The sequence below is a fragment of the Qipengyuania thermophila genome, from assembly GCF_004153605.1.
In the GTDB taxonomy this organism is placed as follows: Bacteria; Pseudomonadota; Alphaproteobacteria; order Sphingomonadales; family Sphingomonadaceae; genus Qipengyuania_B; species Qipengyuania_B thermophila.
The window spans coordinates 742088-759139 of sequence record NZ_SDSI01000001.1; the positions used below are offsets into that span (position 1 = coordinate 742088).

The following is a 17052-nucleotide window of genomic DNA, read 5'->3' on the forward strand; positions in this document are numbered from 1 at the left end:
CGAAGCATTTGCACCCTTTAGCGTCAACCCCGTGACGGCGGCCTCCTCCACAGTCCCGCTGCCCGCCGCGTGGTGAGGAGTGGCAAGCCGTGAGCGTCGTGACCCGTTTCGCGCCCAGTCCCAACGGGCCGCTGCATCTCGGCCACGCCTATTCCGCGATCGTCGCGCATGATCTGGCCGCGGCGCAAGGGGGGCGTTTCCTGCTGCGGATCGAGGACATCGACGGTCCCCGGTCGCGCCCGGAGCTTGCCGACGCGTTCCGGACCGACCTTGCATGGCTTGGCCTTGCGTGGACAGAGGTGCCGGCCCAGTCGTGCCGGCTGGCCAGCTACGCGGCTGCGGCCGCCACCCTGAAGGAGTTGGGCCTGCTCTACCCGTGCACCTGCACCCGCGTGGATGTGGAGCGGGCCGGCGCCGTGCCGGGACCGATGGGGCTGGTTTACCCCGGCACCTGCCGGAATCGCCGCCCGGCGCCTGCCGAGGGCGCGGATGTGGCCTGGCGGATCGATGTCGCCAAGGCGCTGGCGCGGACCGGGCCGCTGCACTGGACCGACGCCCATGCCGGGCTTCAGGAGGCCAGTCCGCATCTGCTCGGCGACGTTGTGCTGGTGCGCAAGGAAGCGCCGGCCAGCTACCATCTCGCCGTGGTGGTCGACGACGCGGCCGATGGCGTGACGCTGGTCACGCGCGGGCGCGACCTGTTCGCCGCGACCCATCTACATCGCCTGCTCCAGAGCCTGCTGGATCTGCCGGTTCCGCGCTGGCACCATCATCCGCTGCTCGTGGACGACACCGGTGCCAAGCTGGCCAAAAGGCGCGGCTCGCCGGCGCTGGCGGCGCGGCGCCGGAGCGGAGAGGACGGGAGAACATTGGCGGCGCGGCTGCGCCGGGGTCAATTTCCCGCTGGAATAACGCTGGACCACCCCTAGATTGCGGGCATGACCTATGTCCTCACTGCGGTGCTGGTGGTGCTGCTCGTCATGGTGGTGGTGTCGCTGATCCGCGGCATCGTGGCCTTCCTGAAGAGCACCAAGATCGATCTGGAAACCGGCCGGGGGGAGAACGCGACCGACATGCAGCTGCTGCAGAACCGGATGATGTTCAACCGGATCAAGTATCAGGCGCTGGCGGTGGTGGTCGTGGCCATCCTCCTTGCCGTCACGCGATAGGATCCTTCGCGCACAATCGCATGGTCAAGCTCAACCGGATCTACACGCGCACGGGCGATGACGGCACGACCGGGCTGGTCGACGGCTCGCGCATCGCCAAGAGCAGCGCGCGGATCGAGGCAATCGGCGCGGTCGACGAGGCGAACAGCGCCATTGGTCACGCGGCGGTCGTCGCCGATGGCGACATCGCCTCTGCCCTGTTCCGGATCCAGAACGACCTGTTCGATCTCGGCGCGGATCTGGCGACGCCGGCTTCGGACGAGAAGGATTTCGCGGCGGACGGCGGCGCCTTGCGCATGGTGGCGGCGCAGACCGCGTGGCTGGAGCAGGGCATCGACCGGTGCAACGCCGGCCTTGCGCCGCTCGCCTCCTTCGTGCTGCCCGGCGGGACGGAACTGGCGGCGCGGCTGCATGTCGCCCGCGCCGCGACACGCCGGGCCGAGCGGGTGGCTGTCGCCGCGGCTCTGCACGAGCGGATCAACCCTCACGCGCTGAGCTACCTCAACCGCCTGTCGGACTGGCTGTTCACCGCCGCTCGGGTGGCGAACGGACAGGGTGAAGCGGATGTGAAGTGGGTGCCCGGCGCGGGTCGCTGAGGCCACGCACACGGCTACCCGCCGCGGCAACATCACGGAAAGGGAGCGCATGACGATCGAAACCGTCGGCATCGTCGGAGCAGGGCAGATGGGGCAGGGGATCGCCCAGGCGGTCACGCTCGCCGGCTGCGCGGTGACGCTGGTGGATGTGGATCGGACGCGTGCGAACGAGGGCCGCGAGGCGCTGGCGCGGACGCTGCGCCGCCTCGGGGAACGCGGCAAGCTCGATCCCGGCACTGCCGAGGCCGCGCTGAAGCGGGTGGAGGCGGCGGGAGACACCGGCGCGCTGGCGCATGCCGACCTGGTGATCGAGGCCGCGACGGAGCGGGAGGAAATCAAGCGCGGGATCTTCGCCTCGCTGGCGCCGGTGCTGCGTGACGAGGCCGTGCTGGCCACGAACACCTCGTCCATCCCCATCACCCGGCTGGCAAGTGCCGCCCGCGACCCGCGCCAGTTCGTCGGCATCCATTTCTTCAATCCTGTTCCGCTGATGCGATTGGTGGAGGTCATTCCCGGACTCGCGACGGCCCCGGAAACGGTGGAGGTCGCGCGTGCCTTCGCGCAGCGGCTGGGCAAGGAGGTGGTGCTCAGCCGCGACGAGCCGGGGTTCGTCGTCAACCGCATGCTGCTGCCGATGATCAACGAGGCCGTGTTCCTGCTGGCCGAAGGCACGGCCAGCGCACAGGACATCGACCGCGGCGCGCGGCTCGGCCTCAACCATCCGCTCGGCCCGTTGCAGCTTGCCGATCTCATCGGCCTCGACACCTGCCTCGAAATCATCCGTGTGCTGCATGCGTCCACCGGCGACGGCAAGTACCGGCCCGCACCGCTGCTGCAGCGTTATGTCGAGGCGGGCTGGCTGGGGCGCAAGAGCGGCCGCGGCTTCTACGACTACGGCGGACCCGAACCCGTCCCCGCGCGCTGACACGCGGGAACGGGCGCGCCGCACCGGGTGTTGTGCAGGCGAGGAGACGTGGCGATGATGAGCGACGAGAGCACCCGTGCCCCCCGGGGAGATGACGGCGAACGGCAGCCGGATCTTGCCCCCGAACTGTTCAACGACGAGCAGGAGGACGAATCGGCTCAGGCGCACAGCATTGCCGACGCCGCGCTCGGCGATGAGGATGCGGACGGCTCTCCGCTCGACAGTATTAAGGTGTCCGGCGGCATCGATGTGATCGAACCGTCGGCGCAGGATCTCGTCGATCACATGCGCGACATGGAGGCCTCCGGACGGATCGACATGGGCGCCTATGCCGGGGAGCCCAACCACGACGACAACGAAGACAAGTTCGGCGCCGAGAACAAGGTCGACCCGCATCTGACCGGCGATGGCGACAGCGTGCCGGACACGAGCCTCAACCGTCGCTGAACCCGCCGTCGTTCAGAAACCAGAACCCCGCGATCAGCAGCAGGCTTCCGCCGACGACCGACCAGCTCATCCACCTCAGGTTCGGGAGGCGGGGTGCGGCGACATTGTGGGTCGAGAGCCGGTCGAGTGAGCGGCACGCGCGCCGCTCCGCCATGATCGCCACCGCCGCCCCGAGCAGGACGAACAGCGTCGCAATCGCGCGCGCCAGCCAGGGCGGTTCGAAGTCGCCGAACACGGCGCGGAAGGCAAGCCCGATGCCGATCGCGGCGAAGGCGGTGCGCAGCCAGCCGGCATAGGTCCGCTCGGTCGCCTGAACCGTGCGATCCTCCGCCAGCTCGGTCCGCGCCGTGGCCATTTCGTTGGCTTCCTCGCTGTTCGCCACGCAGGACCAATGGCGCGTCGGCGTTCAGGTTCCGCGCAGCTGCTGCTTGATGCCGTAGAGGAGGTCGAGTGCCTCGCGCGGGCTCAGCCGGTCCGGATCGAGCGCATCGAGCGTCGCGCGGACGGCGTCGACGGCGGTGTCGCGCTGGCGGGCAGCGCTGGCGAACAGGGGCAGTTCGCCAAGGCCCGCGGCAAGCCCGCCCGTATCGGCGCGCCCCTGTTCGAGCCGGTCGAGCACGTCAGCCGCGCGGGCGATCACCGCCGGCGGGATCCCCGCCAGTTTCGCCACCGCCAGCCCGAACGACCGGTCGGCGGCGCCGTTCGCCAGTTCGTGCAGCAGGATCAGGTCGCCCTGCCACTCGCGCGCCTTGACATGATGCAGCGTCAGCGCCTCGCACCGCTCCGCGAGCCGCGCGAGCTCGTGGTAGTGCGTGGCAAACAGGCAGCGGCAGCGCAGCCGGTCATGGACGGCCTCGGCAACCGCCCAGGCGATCGCCAGCCCGTCATAGGTGGAGGTGCCGCGCCCGACTTCGTCGAGGATGACGAAGCTCCTGTCCGTAGCCTGGGTCAGGATGGCGGCGGTTTCGGCCATCTCGACCATGAAGGTCGACCGGCCTGCGGCAAGGTTGTCCGAAGCGCCCACCCGGCTGAAGATGCGGTCGGCGATGCCGATGCGCGCCGACCGGGCCGGCACGAAGCTGCCGGCCTGCGCCAGCAGGAGAATGAGCGCGTTCTGCCGCAGGAAGGTCGATTTGCCGCCCATGTTCGGCCCCCCGATGAGCCACATCCGGTCGTCGGCCGACAGGCTGCAGTCGTTGGCGATGAACCGCTGGCCCTGTGCGGCAAGGGCGCGCTCGACCACCGGGTGCCGACCGCCCTCGACGCGGAAGCAGCAGCCCTCGACGATCTCGGGACGGCACCACGCGTCTTCCGCGGCGCGTTCCGCCAGGCCCGCCGTGACATCGACCCGGGCCAGCGCCTCTGCCACGCGCCGCAGCGCTTCGGCGCGGGCGGCGACCTCGCCGACAAGGGCGGCGAACACCGCGTCCTCCAGCGCCTGCGCCTCGTCGGCGGCGCTGATGATGCGCGTGGCGGCGGCGTGAAGCGCAGGGGCGTTGAAACGCATGGTTCCGGCCAGTGTCTGCCGGTGCGTGAACCCGCTGTTCTCGTTCAGCAGGGCGGCGCCATGACGCGCGGGCACCTCGACGAAATAGCCGAGCACGGCGTTGTGCTTGATCTTCAGCGAGGCAAGGCCGGTCGTCTCGCGGTATTCTGCTTCGAGCGCGGCGAGCGCCTGACGGGCATCGCTGGCGAGCGCGCGCGCGGCATCGAGTTCCGGCGACCAGCCGGGCGCGACCCAGCCTGACCCGTCGCGGTCGCCGGCCTGCGCCGGCGCGAGCGCGCGGCTCAGCGTCTCCGACAGGCCGGCTTCGCTGCGCAGCGCCTCGGCGCAGCGCGCCAGCAGCGGCGGGAGACCCTCTTCCGCCCCGAGCAGGCCGGCAATCGCCGCCGCGGCGGTCAATGCGGCACTGACCGTCCCGAGATCGCGCGGCGAGCCGCGTTCAGCCACCAGCCGGGCGGCGGCCCGCGCGAGGTCCGGCACGCCCTTCAGCCGGTTGCGCAGATCGGACCGCAGCAGCGAGCGGTCGTGGAGGAAGCGGACCGCAGCCAGACGCGCCTCGATGACGTCCGCGTCGGTCAGCGGGGCGGACAGATCCTCGGCCAGCAGCCGCGCGCCGGCACTCGTGCGGCAGCGGTTCACGCCGTGGTGAAGGCTGCCGCTGCGCGACCCGTCCTGCGCCACGAGGATCTCGAGACTGGCCCGCGTCGCCGGATCGAGCAGGAGTTCGCCTGCGCCTGCGCGCCGCTGCGGCCAGCCAAGGCACGGCAGCGCGCCGCGCCCGACATGCTCCAGATAAGCGACGAGGCCGCCGAAAGCCGCCAGCATCGGCGGGGTAAACGCCGACGCGGTCGCGGCGGCGGTTTCGGGGAACAGCCTTTGCAGGGCGGCCTCGCCCTGGGCCGCGGTGAAGGCGGCGGCGGTGTGCCGGGCGTGCTGCACGCCGGCGGGAGCGGCGGGCGCCTCGACGGTGTCGGCCTGCACCAGCTCGCGCGGGCGGAGGCGGGCAAGGCGCTCGGCCAAGGCATCGGCCGCGCAGCTTTCCAGCCACACCGAGCCGGTCGACACCTCGCAGCAGGCGATGCCGACCTCGCCCCCGGCTTCCGCAAGCGCGACCAGCGGGTTGGACTGGTCAGGGTCCAGGAGCGCCTCCTCGGTGACGGTGCCCGCCGTCACGACCCGCACGATGGCGCGGGCCACGAGCGCCTTGGAGCCGCCGCGCTGCCGCGCCTCATCAGGCGTTTCGGTCTGCTCGGCCACGGCGACGCGGAATCCCGCCTGGATCAGGCGGGCCAGATACCCCTCGGCGGCATGCACGGGTACGCCGCACATCGGCACCGGCTGTCCCTGATGCTCGCCCCGTGCGGTCAGCGCGATTCCCAGCACCGCCGCTGCCTGGCGGGCGTCGTCGAAGAACAGCTCGTAGAAATCGCCCATGCGGTAGAACAGCAGGCACTCGCCCGCCTCGCGGCGGAGGGCCAGATACTGCGCCATCATCGGGGTTGCCGCTGCCATCGGCGTGTGCCTAGCCGTCCCTGCGGGGCTCCGGCAACCGGTGGCCTGTCATTCAACGGTCGTCGGTGGAGTCTTCGAAATCACACCGTGGCGAGAGCGAGCACGACCACCGCTGCGAGGAGGACGGGGGCGATCACCGGCCACCGTGCAGCGGCGGCCTCCACGCGTCCGGCGGCCGCGCCGACCCGGGCCAAGGCGCCTTGCAGCGGAAGCTGCGGCGCGGGTGCCTGCCACTCTTGCGCGCGGCCGATGGCGGCGTTGACGAGGCGCTCTGCGGGCGCAACCAGGTCGCCCTCGGGCACCACCGGCGCCGCACGGCCCCAGCGAACCGCTCCGGCGAGGATCGCCGCGCCAAGCAGCAGCGGCCACGCAGCCCCCCAGAGGGTCGCGGGGCTGAAGGCATAGGCGAGCGCCTGGCCGCTGGCCGCCGGAAACAGCAGCCACGGCAAGGTCAGCGCCGCCAGCGCCGCGCCCGCGAAGGGCAGCAGAACGGCTGGCCGGGGGCGCAGGTGCGGCGCGGGAGTGTCGCGGCGGACCAGCATCAGGAACCGCAGCATCAGCAGCGTGGTGCCGACGGCCGACAGCGTGACCAGCAGCGCGGCGGCGCCGGTGCCGAGCGGCCCCTTGACGGCGAGCTTCGCCAGCGCGCCGCCGGTGAACGGCAGGCCGGCGATGGCGAGCGCGGTCAACCCCGTCAGGAGCAGCAGCGGCCGCCGGCTGGCTCCGCCCGCGGCGTGCAGCACACCGACCGACAGGAACAGCGCGCCTTTTGCCAGACCGTGATGCGCGGCGTAGAAGCCGGCGGCCGACAGTGCGAGGCCGGGACCGGGAGAAGCGAGACCGGCACCCAGCACGGTGACGATCAGACCCATCTGGCTGACGGTGGAATACGCCAGCACCGCCTTGGCGCGCCGCTGGAACAGTCCCGCCGCCACCCCGTAATAGGCCGTCGTCAGGCCGAGGGTCACGAGCGCGCCGCTCCAGTCCGGCAACGCCGTGCCAAGAGGCAGGAACTGCATCAGACCAAAGATCCCGGCCTTGACGATCGCGCCCGAGAGCACCGCCGATGCGGGCACCGGAGCTGCCGGATGGGCAAGCGGCAACCAGACGTGCAGCGGCACGAGGCCGGCCTTGAGTCCGAACCCGGCGATCATCAGCGCCAGGGCGAGGTCACGCCGGGGGAGCGCGGGCAGGGCCGAGCGGATGTCGGCGATGAACACCGAACCGACGCCGCTGGCCGCCACCAGCAGCCCCAACAGCAGCGCGGTCTCTCCGACGATCGCCAGCAGCAGGTAGATTCGCCCCGCGCGCCGCGCCTCCGCGGTGCCATCATGCACCACCAGTCCGAAGGCCGACAGCGACAGGATGGCGAAGGCAAGGTAGAAGCTGACGACATCCGCCGCGAGCACCAGCAGCATGTTGCCCGTCAGCGTCGCCAGCCAGAATCCTGCGAACCGATCGCGCCGTTCGCCGGTGACGCTTGCGCGCGCCGTGATCCCGGCGAGCGTCCAGAGCAGCGCCGCGATGCCGAGGAACACACGCCCCTGTGCCTCCATCACCAGTCCCGCCCCCAGAAGCGTCTGCGGCAGCGGCTGGGCCGTGCCGGACGGGACCAGCAGGGCCGCAGCCAGTCCCGGCAGGGCGGCGAACGGGAGCAGCCGGATCATCAGGCCGCGCCGGGTCGGCAGCAGCGCCAGCGCGGTGAGCAGCAGCGGCACCCCGACGGCCGCGTCGAGCAGGAAGCGGTGCCAGCTCATCCGCCGTACACCCGCGCGACGATCAGTTCGGCCCAGCTCAGCGGGCTAAGCGCGAAGCCGGCGAACAGGCCCATCAGCAGCACGGCCGCGGCGGTGACGACCGCCGGCCAGACGAGCATGGCGACCGCCTCGCGGCCCGGCTCCGCTTCGGCCGCGGGGGGGAGGAACCAGGCCCGGTAGACGAGCGGCAGGAAGTAGGCGGCGTTCAGCACGCTGCTGCCGGCGAGGACGAAGATGACCCACGTCTCGCCGGCTTGGAGCGCGCCGAGCCCGAGCTGCCACTTGCTGACGAACCCGGCGAGCGGCGGGACGCCGATCATCCCCAGCGCCGCGACGGAGAACGCCCCCATGGTCAGCGGCATCGCCCGTCCCGCCCCGTCGAGCTGATCCACCCGCGTGATGCCCATGCGTTCGGCCAGAGCGCCGGCGCAGAAGAACATGGTGATCTTCATCACCCCTTGATGGACGAGGTGCACCAGCCCTCCCACGGTCGCGGCCGGACCGGCGAGCGCGGCGCCCAGCACGATGTAGCTGACCTGGCTGACGGTGGAGTAGGCGAGCCGCTTCTTGAGGTCGATCTGGAACAGCGCCCGCATCGACCCGTACAGGATCGTGACGCTCGCCACCGCCATCAGCGGCAGGCCCACGCCCAGAGCCTGCACCAGATCGAAGCCATAGACGTCGTAGACGACGCGGATGATGCCGAACGCGCCAGCCTTCACCACCGCCACGGCGTGCAGCAGCGCCGACACCGGCGCAGGCGCAACCATGGCGGCAGGGAGCCAGCCATGCAGCGGGACAAGCGCGGCCTTGACCCCCAGACCGGCCACCAGCAGCGCGAAGATGGCCGTCAGGGTGGCGGGCTCCACCTCCAGCAACTGGTCACGCACGGCGAACTCGATCGGCCCGGTCAGCCCCTCGAGCCATACCATGCCCACGAGCAGCAGCGCGCTGCCCCCCAGCGTGTAGGCCAGGTAGGTCCGCCCGGCGCTGATTGATTTCTCGTCGCCCTTGTGGGTGACCAGCGGCCAGGTCGAAAGGGTGAGGAACTCATAGAAGATGAAAAACGTGATCAGCGTCCCCGACAGCGCCACGCCGGTGGTGGCCGCCACGCACAGGCTGAAGAAGCCGAAGAAGCGGGACTGGTTCGGGGCATGGCCGAAATACCCCATCGCGTAGACCGTCGTCAGCAGCCACAGGAACGCCGACAGGGTGAGGAACAGCAGGCACAGCGCATCCACCCGCAACAGCAGATACAGCTCGGGCATGAGCACGAGCCGGGTTTCGTACACCTCCCCGCGCGCCACGCCGGCGAGCATGAGAGCGACCAGCGCGAGCTTTGCCCCGGCCCCGGCGAGGTTGACTACGGCCCTTGGGGTCCGGCGGTCCTCGGGGATGCGGAAGATGACCAGCGCCGGCACGAGGCTGGTCAGGAGCGTCAAGACAGGCAGCCACGCGTTCATTGCAGCCCCTCATGCGCCGCCGCGGGGTTGTTGACCTGGATCAGGCGATACGGCTCGAACGACAGGATGCCGAGCAGCATGGCGGCCAGCGCGAGGAGGAGAGGCGCGAGCTGAAGCACCGCCGGCACACGGGCGAAGCGCGCGCCCTCCGCCGGCGCGGCGCGCATCAGGGCATTGACCGGCCGGGCCAGATACACCGCCGCCAGCAGCCCGCCCACGACCATCACCGCGGCCCAGCCCGCCTGCTGCGCCGCGAAGGCATAGGTGAGAAGGAGATACTTGGCGAGGAAGCCGCCGCTCGGCGGCAGACCCATCAGCGACACCGCGGCGATGACGAAGGCGAAGCTGGCCACCGGCACCGCCTTGGCCACGCCGCCGAGCCGGTCGAGCCGGTCGGTCCCGGCGGCAAGCATGATGGTTCCGGCCGCAAGGAACATGGCCGCCTTGGCCAGCCCGTGCGACAGCGCATGGAACACCGCGCCCGTCCACGCTCCCGCCGACCAGGGCTGCGCCCCCAGCGCCGCGCCGGCGAGCGGAAAGGCGAGCAGCAGATAGCCAAGCTGCGCCACCGTGGAGTAGGCGACGATCGGTTTCAGCCGGTCCTGCCGGATCGCCTGCACCGATCCGTAGAGGACGGCCATCGCGCCCAGCCCCCCCATCAGCGCGTTCAGCAGGGCGCCGGCCAGCGGCGGCAGCACGTCGAACCAGAGGCGGAACAGGATGAGGACGCTGGCCTTGACCACCAGGGCGGACAGCAGCGCGCTGGCCGGTGCAGGAGCGCCGGCATGGGCCGGTGGCAGCCAGGCGTGGAAGGGGAAGATCGCGGCCTTGGCCAGCAGCCCGACGCTGATCAGCGCCGCCGCCGCCACGGTCGCGGTGTCCGGCGCCAGCGCCACCGCCAGCAGTTCCATGTCGAGTGTCGCGTAACGGCCATAGAGCAGCGCGGCGCCGATGAGAAACGTGACGGAGCCGAACAGCGCGAACAGCAGGTAGCGCAAGGCCGCGGCAAGCGTTGCGGCCCGCCCGTCCAGCGCCACCATCGCGACACCAGCCAGCGTCAGCAGTTCGAGCCCGACATACAGGTTGAACAGGTCGCGTCCCAGCAGGATCAGGTTCACCGCCGTCCACACGGCGTAGAACAGCGGCCAGAAGGCCGCCGCCCGCCGGGGGCGGGGATCGGCTGCGAAATAGGTTGCGGCGTAGGCGCCGACCACTGCCGCCACCAGCGCCGTCATCACCAGGAAGGCGGCGGCGAAGCCGTCGGCGCGCAGCGCGATGCCGAGCGGCGGCGCCCACCCGCCCAGCGGCTCGACCACCGGGATCGCCCGCGCAAGCTGCCATGTGAGCACGAGCATCAGCGGGCCGGTCACCCACACGAGCAGCGCACCGCGCCGCCCGAGGAACACCGCGGCAAGGCACGCGGCCAAGGGCAGCGCCACCAGCAGGCCCGGCTCAGCCACGCAGTTCGCTTTCCTGCTCGTCGGGCGGTGCCGGTTTGCTGTCCTCCTCCAGCGCCGTGCGTCCGGTCAGCTCCTGGTACCGTTCGGCGAGCGCCTCCGCCAGCGCCGTCGCCGCGAACGCCACGACGATCCCGGTGATGATCATGGCCTGCGGCACGGGGTCGCTCGTTCCGTCAGGCGTGCGGCGGGCAAGGGCGCCGAACAGCAGGAACAGCCCGCTGCCGATGATGTTGAAGGCAAGGATCTGGCGCAGCAGGTGGCGGCGCACCGCGAAGCCGTACAGCCCCACGCCCACCAGCACGCTGCCGGCAAGTCCGTAGACGAGCGTTGCCGTCATGCGGGTCGCCGCGGCCGGCCAAGGACCAGCATTGCCAGTGTGACGGCGATCGACAGGGTGAGGGTGAATTCGATGGCCATGATCATGGTCTTGGCCTTCGCCGGAGCGAAGCTCATGAACGCCCCCCACAGCGTCCCGTGCAGCCCCGCCAGCAGGAACACCGCCGGCCCGAGCACGAGCAGCGCGCGCCACAGCGGCCGGCGCACCGGCGGCGGTTCTGCCACGCCGGCCATGATCGCGAGCAGCCACACCGCCGCCAGCACGGTGCCGGCCTGAAAGGCGCCTCCCGGCGCATAGGCGCCGATCCAGACGATGTAGATGCCGACCATCAGCCCGACCGGCGGCAGCAGGCGGCCGAACGTGTTGAGCACCGCGTCGCGCTTAACCCGCTGGGCGGCGCCGGGCCGGCCATCCCACAGATCGTCGGGCGCCAAAGCCCACACACCCACCAGCGCCACGACGAGGACCACGGACTCGACCAGCGTGTCCCAACCGCGGAAGTTGAGCAGCACGGCGGTGACCGGATTGCCGACCCCGCTGGCGGCGAGGTTCTCCTGCACCAGCGGGACGAGGCCGGGCTGCGGCACGCTGAGCGACAGCACCGCTGCTCCCAAGCCGAGGCTGACCGCCAGACACAGCAGCAGCGGGACAATCCGCAGTCGCGGCGGGTCGGGCGCGGCCTTCAGGCGCGCCGCCGCGCCAAGCAGCAGCACGCCCGTCAGGCCGGCGCCGATGGCGCCCTCGGCAAGCCCGACATCCACCGCGCCCAGCCGCACCCAGCCGATCGCCAGCAGCAGGCCGTAGACGATGTACAGCGCCACTGCTCCGAAGAGATCGCGCGCGGCCACCGAGCCGACCGCCACGGTGACGATCAGCAGGCACAGGAGGATGTCGAATGCCGCGGACGCGATCATCAGGGTGCGCCGTCCTCCAGCGCCGAGCGCGCGAGCAACTGCGCCACCGTCGCCGCCGCCGCCAGCGTGAGCAGCCAGACCAGCACCAGCTTCAGCACCGTGGCCGCGTCCGGGGCCTGCAGCGCCGCACCCAGCACGACCAGCCCGAGGCCGAGATTGTCCGCCTTGGTGAGCGCGTGCAGGCGCGAGTGGACGTCGGGAAAGCGGACAAAGCCCACCGTGCCGGCGACGAAGAAGAACAGCCCGGCACCGATCAGCAGGACCGTGACTGCGTCGGCGATCACGGGTCTTCCCCCCCGGCGACTTCCGGATCGCCCGCCCCGTCGGCGCTGCGGCTCTTCACGTAGCCGACAGCCGCGAACGCCGCCAGCAGCGCGAGCAGCAGCGCAAGGTCAAGCACGCCGGAGCTGCCGTGGATGAGGTAGAGGAGCACCAGCAGGGCGACGCCGCTGGTGCCGATCAGCTGCGCGCCCATGATGCGGTCGGCGCGGGCCGGTCCGTGCAGGACGCGCCACGCACTCACCGCCACATTGGCGAGGATCACCAGCGCGGCGACGTAGAGCAGGTCGGTCACGGCGCCACGAGTCCGCGGATGCGTTGCTCCTCCACGGCAACACTGGACACCACATCGGCACCGACATCAAGGCAATGGAGCAGGAGGTCGCCCTCCCGCGTGCCCGCCGCAAGCGTTCCGGGCATCAGGCTCAGTTCGCCCCCGAGCGCCACCAGCGGCAACCCGGCGGGCAGCGCCGACCGGTAGCGCACCCATCCTGGCCGGATCGGCATCCGCGGCCGCAGCGCCCGGGCAGCAACGTCCAGCCCGCCGCTCAGCGAACCCCAGAGGAACCGCGGAAGGATCGCGGGCAGGCGATGCAGGCGTAGGCGGTCCCGGTCCGCCGGCAGCAGCCGGTGGCTCGTCCACGTGGCCGCCGCCGCCGCCGCCGCTCCGAAGGGCAGTCCGTCGAGCGCGCCGGCGGTGAGCACCAGCCACAGTGCGGCGAAGAGGGCGAACCGCTTGGCGAGGATGAGGGGAGAGGCCGGCACCCCGGCACAACGGTGCGGTGCGGGGCCGGGTTCCGTCGCTCTCGTCCGGCGTGGTGACCGGCAGGGTGTTCGTCGGCGGCTGGAAAAGCTCCGTCCATCCCTGTGAAGCCGGTTGCGAATGGCTCTCAATAGCGGTAGGGCGAGCGGCAAGGAGTCCTGCCCATGCGTCTGTTGCTCGCGTCCGTTCTTGCCCTGTTCGCCGCTGCGTGCAGCGGTCCTGAAACCACCGGAGCGCCGGCGGATGGCGCGGGTGAGGTGAACCTGTACACCGCCCGTCATTACGACAGCGATCAGGCGCTGTATGACCGCTTCACCCAGCTCACCGGGATCCGCGTCAACGTGCTCGACGGCAACGCCGATCAGCTGATCGCCCGGCTGCAAAGCGAGGGGGCGCGCAGCCCCGCCGACGTCTTCATCACCGCCGATGCCGGCACCTTGTGGCGGGCGCAGCAGGCGGGGCTGTTCCAGCCGGCGACGTCGGCCCAGCTCGACCGATTGCCGGCGAACCTGCGCGAGCCGGCCGGCAACTGGTATCCGTTCGCCCGCCGGGCCCGCATCGTGGCGTACAATCCCGACCGGGTCCGCGCCGACGAGGTCGACACCTACGAGGAGCTTGCCGGTCCGCGCTTCCGCGGCCGACTGTGCGTGCGTTCCTCCGACAACATCTACAACCTGTCGCTGATGGGCGCCCTGATCGAAGCCTGGGGCGAGCCGCGCGCGCTGGACTGGGCGCGTGGGATCGTCGCCAACATGGCGCGTCCGCCCGAGGGAGGGGACCGCGACCAGATCCGCGCGGTCGCAGCCGGGGTGTGCGATGTCGCCATCACCAACAGCTACTACTTCATCCGCATGGAGAACGGCGAGGACGCCAACGATCGCGCGATCGCCTCACGGCTGCGCCTCGCCTTCCCGAGCCTCAACGGACAGGGCACGCACGTCAACATTTCCGGCGGTGGCGTCCTCGCCAACGCCCCCAACAAGGCGAACGCCGTCCGGCTGCTGGAGTTCTTCGCCTCGCCCGAGGCGCAGCAGCACATCGCCCGCCACAACAACGAGTTTCCGGCCAGTCCGGACGTGAGCGCGCCGGCTCCGGTCGACAGGTACGCGTCCTTCACCGCCAATCCGATGCCGGTGGCCGCCTTTGCCGCGCGCCAGCCCCGGGCGCAGGCGCTGATGAGCGAGGCGGGTTGGCGCTGACCCTTCCTGCCCGCCCGGCGGGTTTTTCCCGCGCGGGCCGGCGGCCTTCCGCCCTCGTGGTCGCGGCCGCCCTTGCCGGAGGTGCGGTTCTCGTGCCGCTGGCCGGGGTGGTCGTCACGGCCGTGTCCGGTCCGGGCGCCGACATTCCCGCCCGTGATCTGGCGCGCTATGCCGGCACCTCCGCGGCCCTGGCCTTGCTGGTGGCCTTGGGGACGGGCATCGTCGGCACCGCCTCTGCCTGGCTGCTGGCGTTTTACCGCTTTCCCGGCAGGCGCGTGTTCACCTGGGCGCTTGCGCTGCCCTTCGCCATGCCCGCCTTCGCCATGGCCTATGCGTACACGGATCTGTTCGACCCTGCCGGAGCGGTGCGCATGGCCGTGCGCGAGAGCGCAGGCATCGACCTTGCCGTGCCGATGCGCAGCCTTGGCGGCGCCGCCTTCGTGCTGACCTGCGCCTTCTATCCCTACGTGTATCTCGCCATGCGCGCCGCCTTCGCCAGCCAGTCGGCCGCCGCCTTCGAGGCGGCGCGGATGCTGGGATGCACGCCGCTTGCCGCGTTTCGCCGGGCTGTGCTGCCGCTCGCGCGGCCGGCGCTCGCGGCGGGACTTGCGCTGGCGATCATGGAGACGCTGGCAGACTATGGCGCGGTGCAGTTCATGGCGGTGCAGACCCTCACCACCGGGGTGGTGCGGTCGTGGGCGGTGTTCGGCTCGGTGGCTGGAGCCGCCCAGCTCGCGCTGCTTCTGGTGGCGGCGGCGGCGGTCCTGCTGCTTGCTGAACGGCATTGGCGGCGCGGCGCGGCTTTCGACGGCGCGAAGGTTGCCGCGCGGCCGCTCCTGCCTCGGCAGCTGAAGGGCGCGAAAGCCGTCGCTGCCGCTCTGGCGTGCGGATTGCTGCTGACGGCCGCCCTGGTGCTGCCTGTTGCCTGGCTGTTCAGCCGTGCCCTGGCGCAGCGCCCGGATGTTCAACGGCTGGTGGATGCCGCCTGGAACAGCGTGCTGGTCGCGGGTGCCGGGGCCGCGGTGACGACGGTGCTGGCGCTGGCGCTTGCGTTGGGAGCAGCGCGCGCGCCGGGCGCGATGCGGATGGCCGGGCTCGGTTATGCGACGCCGGGAGCGGCGCTGGCGATCGGTTTGCTGCTGCCGGCGGGCGTGGTGTGGACGCTTGCTCCTGCGGCCGGGAGCTTCTGGATCGGCATTGTCCTCCTGCTGTACGCCTATGCCGCGCGGCTCATGGCGGCGGCGGCCGAGCCGATCGGCGCCGCGCTGAGCCGGGTGACTCCGGGCGTTGCCGAAGCCGCGCGCAGCCTCGGGCGGACGGAGGTGGGCGCAGCCCTGACGGTTCAGGTGCCGCTTGCCAGGGCTGGTCTGGTCACGGCGCTGCTGCTGGTGTTCGTCGACGTCCTCAAGGAACTGCCCGCGACACTGATCCTCAGGCCGTTCGGGTTCGACACGCTGGCGGTCATGGCCAGCAACTACGCGCTCGACGAAAGGCTGGGGCAGGCCGGCTGGCCCTCGCTGCTGATCGTGCTGGCGGCGCTGGGGCCGACCGTCTGGCTCAGCCGTCAGGTGACGGCGTCCGGAGACGCGGCGGAGCGGCGGCCATGAGAGCCATGCGGACTCCGGCTCTCGAGGTCAGCGCCGTGTCGAAGCGCTATGGGGGCCGCGCCGTCGTCGACCGGGTGAGCTTCACTCTGGCGCCCGGCCAGGTCACCTGCCTGCTCGGCCCGTCCGGCTGCGGCAAAAGCACGCTGCTGCGCGTCATGGCCGGACTGGAGCGGGCCGATGACGGGGAGGTGCGGGCGGGTGCGGCGCTGGTCGACGGAGCCGGCGCCTTCGCCGCCCCGGAGCGCCGCCGCGTTGGCCTCGTCTTTCAGGATCTCGCGCTGTTCCCCCACCTCACGGCGCTGGACAACGTGGCGTTCGGCCTCGCGCATCTGCCGGCGGCCGCACGCCGCGAGCGCGCCATGCGCCTGCTGGACGAGTTGCGCGTGTCGCACCGGGCCAGCGCCTGGCCGCACCAGCTTTCAGGCGGCGAGCAGCAGCGGGTCGCCATCGCCAGGGCGCTTGCCCCGGAGCCGGCTGTCCTGCTCCTCGACGAGCCTTTTTCGGGCCTCGACGGCGGATTGCGCGCGGAGGTGCGCGAAAGCGTGCTGGCGGCGCTGCGGGGCACGGATGCCGGCGTTCTGGTGGTCAGCCACGATCCCGAGGAGGCGATGCTGCTCGCCGACCGCCTGCTGCTGATGACCGGCGGCCGGATCGTGCAGGACGGCAGCCCGGAGGACTGCTACTTTCACCCCGCCACTCACGAGGCGGCGAGGCTGCTCGGCCGCGCCACCGTGCTTGCCGGCACGGCGTCCGGCGGCATGGTCCGGTGTGCGGCCGGCTGCGTTCCCGCTCCGCCGGGGATGGGGCCGGCTGTGTCCGTGCTGTTGCGGCCCGAATCGCTCGTGCCGTCAGCCGACGGGATCGAGGCCGAGATCGAGGATGTGCGGTTCGGCGGCGCCTGGCATGAATTGACGCTGCGGCTGGGCGGCGAGCGCGTGCCGATGCGGTGCGGCGCACTCCCGCCCGACCATGGCTCCACCATCCGCGTGACCCTGCTGCCCGAACGGGTGACGCTGCTGGGGTGAGGGGGGCGGTCAGCGCCTTGGCGTCCGCATCACTCGCCGCACCGATAAAGCCCTGATCATCGGTGGCGGCGGCGTGCACGCAACGGCGCAGGAGC

General features: G+C 71.4%; 18 protein-coding genes. 8 read left to right on the plus strand and 10 right to left on the minus strand.

Translation table 11 applies throughout. From position 1 onward, the window contains the following. Positions 1-89: 89 nt before the first annotated feature. The 5 genes from gluQRS to ETO60_RS03560 are packed head-to-tail and all read left to right on the plus strand — an operon-like array spanning position 90 to position 3137. Positions 90-929: a tRNA glutamyl-Q(34) synthetase GluQRS gene (gluQRS, locus tag ETO60_RS03540; RefSeq protein ID WP_130002690.1), complete on the plus strand. Its 840-nt coding sequence runs from the start codon at positions 90-92 to the stop codon at positions 927-929. A 9-nt stretch (positions 930-938) separates the two neighbouring features. Continuing rightward, positions 939-1169, plus strand: coding sequence for an HIG1 domain-containing protein (locus ETO60_RS03545; RefSeq protein ID WP_130002691.1), 231 nt, complete (start codon positions 939-941; stop codon positions 1167-1169). A gap of 20 nt (positions 1170-1189) precedes the next feature. Continuing rightward, positions 1190-1765: a cob(I)yrinic acid a,c-diamide adenosyltransferase gene (locus ETO60_RS03550; protein WP_130002693.1), complete on the plus strand. Its 576-nt coding sequence runs from the start codon at positions 1190-1192 to the stop codon at positions 1763-1765. A 49-nt stretch (positions 1766-1814) separates the two neighbouring features. Further along, a complete protein-coding gene (locus ETO60_RS03555) occupies positions 1815-2690 on the plus strand; it encodes a 3-hydroxyacyl-CoA dehydrogenase family protein (protein WP_130002694.1) in 876 nt (291 codons plus the stop codon). A gap of 57 nt (positions 2691-2747) precedes the next feature. Continuing rightward, positions 2748-3137, plus strand: a complete 390-nt coding sequence (locus ETO60_RS03560) for a hypothetical protein (protein ID WP_130003089.1) — start codon at positions 2748-2750, stop codon at positions 3135-3137. On the opposite strand, the gene ETO60_RS03565 is transcribed toward ETO60_RS03560, so the two are convergent. From ETO60_RS03565 to ETO60_RS11195, 10 genes are all read right to left on the minus strand, one after another. Continuing rightward, positions 3124-3519, minus strand: coding sequence for a YidH family protein (locus tag ETO60_RS03565; protein WP_234026299.1), 396 nt, complete (start codon positions 3517-3519; stop codon positions 3124-3126). The two genes, ETO60_RS03560 and ETO60_RS03565, sit on opposite strands and share 14 nt — an antisense overlap. A 24-nt stretch (positions 3520-3543) precedes the next feature. Beyond that, entirely contained in the window at positions 3544-6153 is a 2610-nt protein-coding gene (gene mutS / locus ETO60_RS03570; protein WP_234026300.1) for a DNA mismatch repair protein MutS, read from the minus strand. Positions 6154-6233: 80 nt separating this feature from the next. Next, positions 6234-7910, minus strand: coding sequence for a complex I subunit 5 family protein (locus tag ETO60_RS03575; protein ID WP_130002697.1), 1677 nt, complete (start codon positions 7908-7910; stop codon positions 6234-6236). Beyond that, complete coding sequence (locus tag ETO60_RS03580; RefSeq protein ID WP_130002698.1) at positions 7907-9373, minus strand: proton-conducting transporter transmembrane domain-containing protein; 1467 nt, start codon at positions 9371-9373, stop codon at positions 7907-7909. Before ETO60_RS03580 ends, ETO60_RS03575 begins: the two co-directional genes overlap by 4 nt. Then, positions 9370-10833, minus strand: coding sequence for a complex I subunit 5 family protein (locus ETO60_RS03585; protein ID WP_199798820.1), 1464 nt, complete (start codon positions 10831-10833; stop codon positions 9370-9372). The genes ETO60_RS03580 and ETO60_RS03585 overlap by 4 nt, the downstream gene beginning before the upstream one ends. Further along, positions 10826-11170, minus strand: coding sequence for an NADH-quinone oxidoreductase subunit K (locus tag ETO60_RS03590; RefSeq protein ID WP_130002700.1), 345 nt, complete (start codon positions 11168-11170; stop codon positions 10826-10828). The genes ETO60_RS03585 and ETO60_RS03590 overlap by 8 nt, the downstream gene beginning before the upstream one ends. Beyond that, positions 11167-12084 (minus strand): MnhB domain-containing protein, encoded by a 918-nt coding sequence (locus tag ETO60_RS03595; RefSeq protein WP_130002702.1) that lies wholly within the window; start codon positions 12082-12084, stop codon positions 11167-11169. Before ETO60_RS03595 ends, ETO60_RS03590 begins: the two co-directional genes overlap by 4 nt. Continuing rightward, positions 12084-12368: a monovalent cation/H(+) antiporter subunit G gene (locus ETO60_RS03600; protein WP_130002704.1), complete on the minus strand. Its 285-nt coding sequence runs from the start codon at positions 12366-12368 to the stop codon at positions 12084-12086. Before ETO60_RS03600 ends, ETO60_RS03595 begins: the two co-directional genes overlap by 1 nt. Next, complete coding sequence (locus ETO60_RS03605) at positions 12365-12658, minus strand: monovalent cation/H+ antiporter complex subunit F (RefSeq protein ID WP_130002705.1); 294 nt, start codon at positions 12656-12658, stop codon at positions 12365-12367. Before ETO60_RS03605 ends, ETO60_RS03600 begins: the two co-directional genes overlap by 4 nt. Beyond that, on the minus strand, positions 12655-13128 hold the full coding sequence (locus ETO60_RS11195; protein ID WP_165362098.1) for a Na+/H+ antiporter subunit E: 474 nt from the start codon (positions 13126-13128) through the stop codon (positions 12655-12657). The genes ETO60_RS03605 and ETO60_RS11195 overlap by 4 nt, the downstream gene beginning before the upstream one ends. Before the next feature lie 162 nt (positions 13129-13290). Between ETO60_RS11195 and ETO60_RS03615 the strand changes: the two genes are divergently transcribed. Genes ETO60_RS03615 through ETO60_RS03625 form a run of 3 tightly spaced genes read left to right on the plus strand, consistent with a single transcriptional unit; the run spans position 13291 to position 16957 of the window. Continuing rightward, positions 13291-14325, plus strand: a complete 1035-nt coding sequence (locus ETO60_RS03615; RefSeq protein ID WP_130002708.1) for an extracellular solute-binding protein — start codon at positions 13291-13293, stop codon at positions 14323-14325. Next, entirely contained in the window at positions 14316-15932 is a 1617-nt protein-coding gene (locus ETO60_RS03620; protein ID WP_130002709.1) for an ABC transporter permease, read from the plus strand. The genes ETO60_RS03615 and ETO60_RS03620 overlap by 10 nt, the downstream gene beginning before the upstream one ends. After that, positions 15929-16957, plus strand: a complete 1029-nt coding sequence (locus tag ETO60_RS03625) for an ABC transporter ATP-binding protein (protein ID WP_130002710.1) — start codon at positions 15929-15931, stop codon at positions 16955-16957. Before ETO60_RS03620 ends, ETO60_RS03625 begins: the two co-directional genes overlap by 4 nt. Positions 16958-17052: the final 95 nt, after the last annotated feature.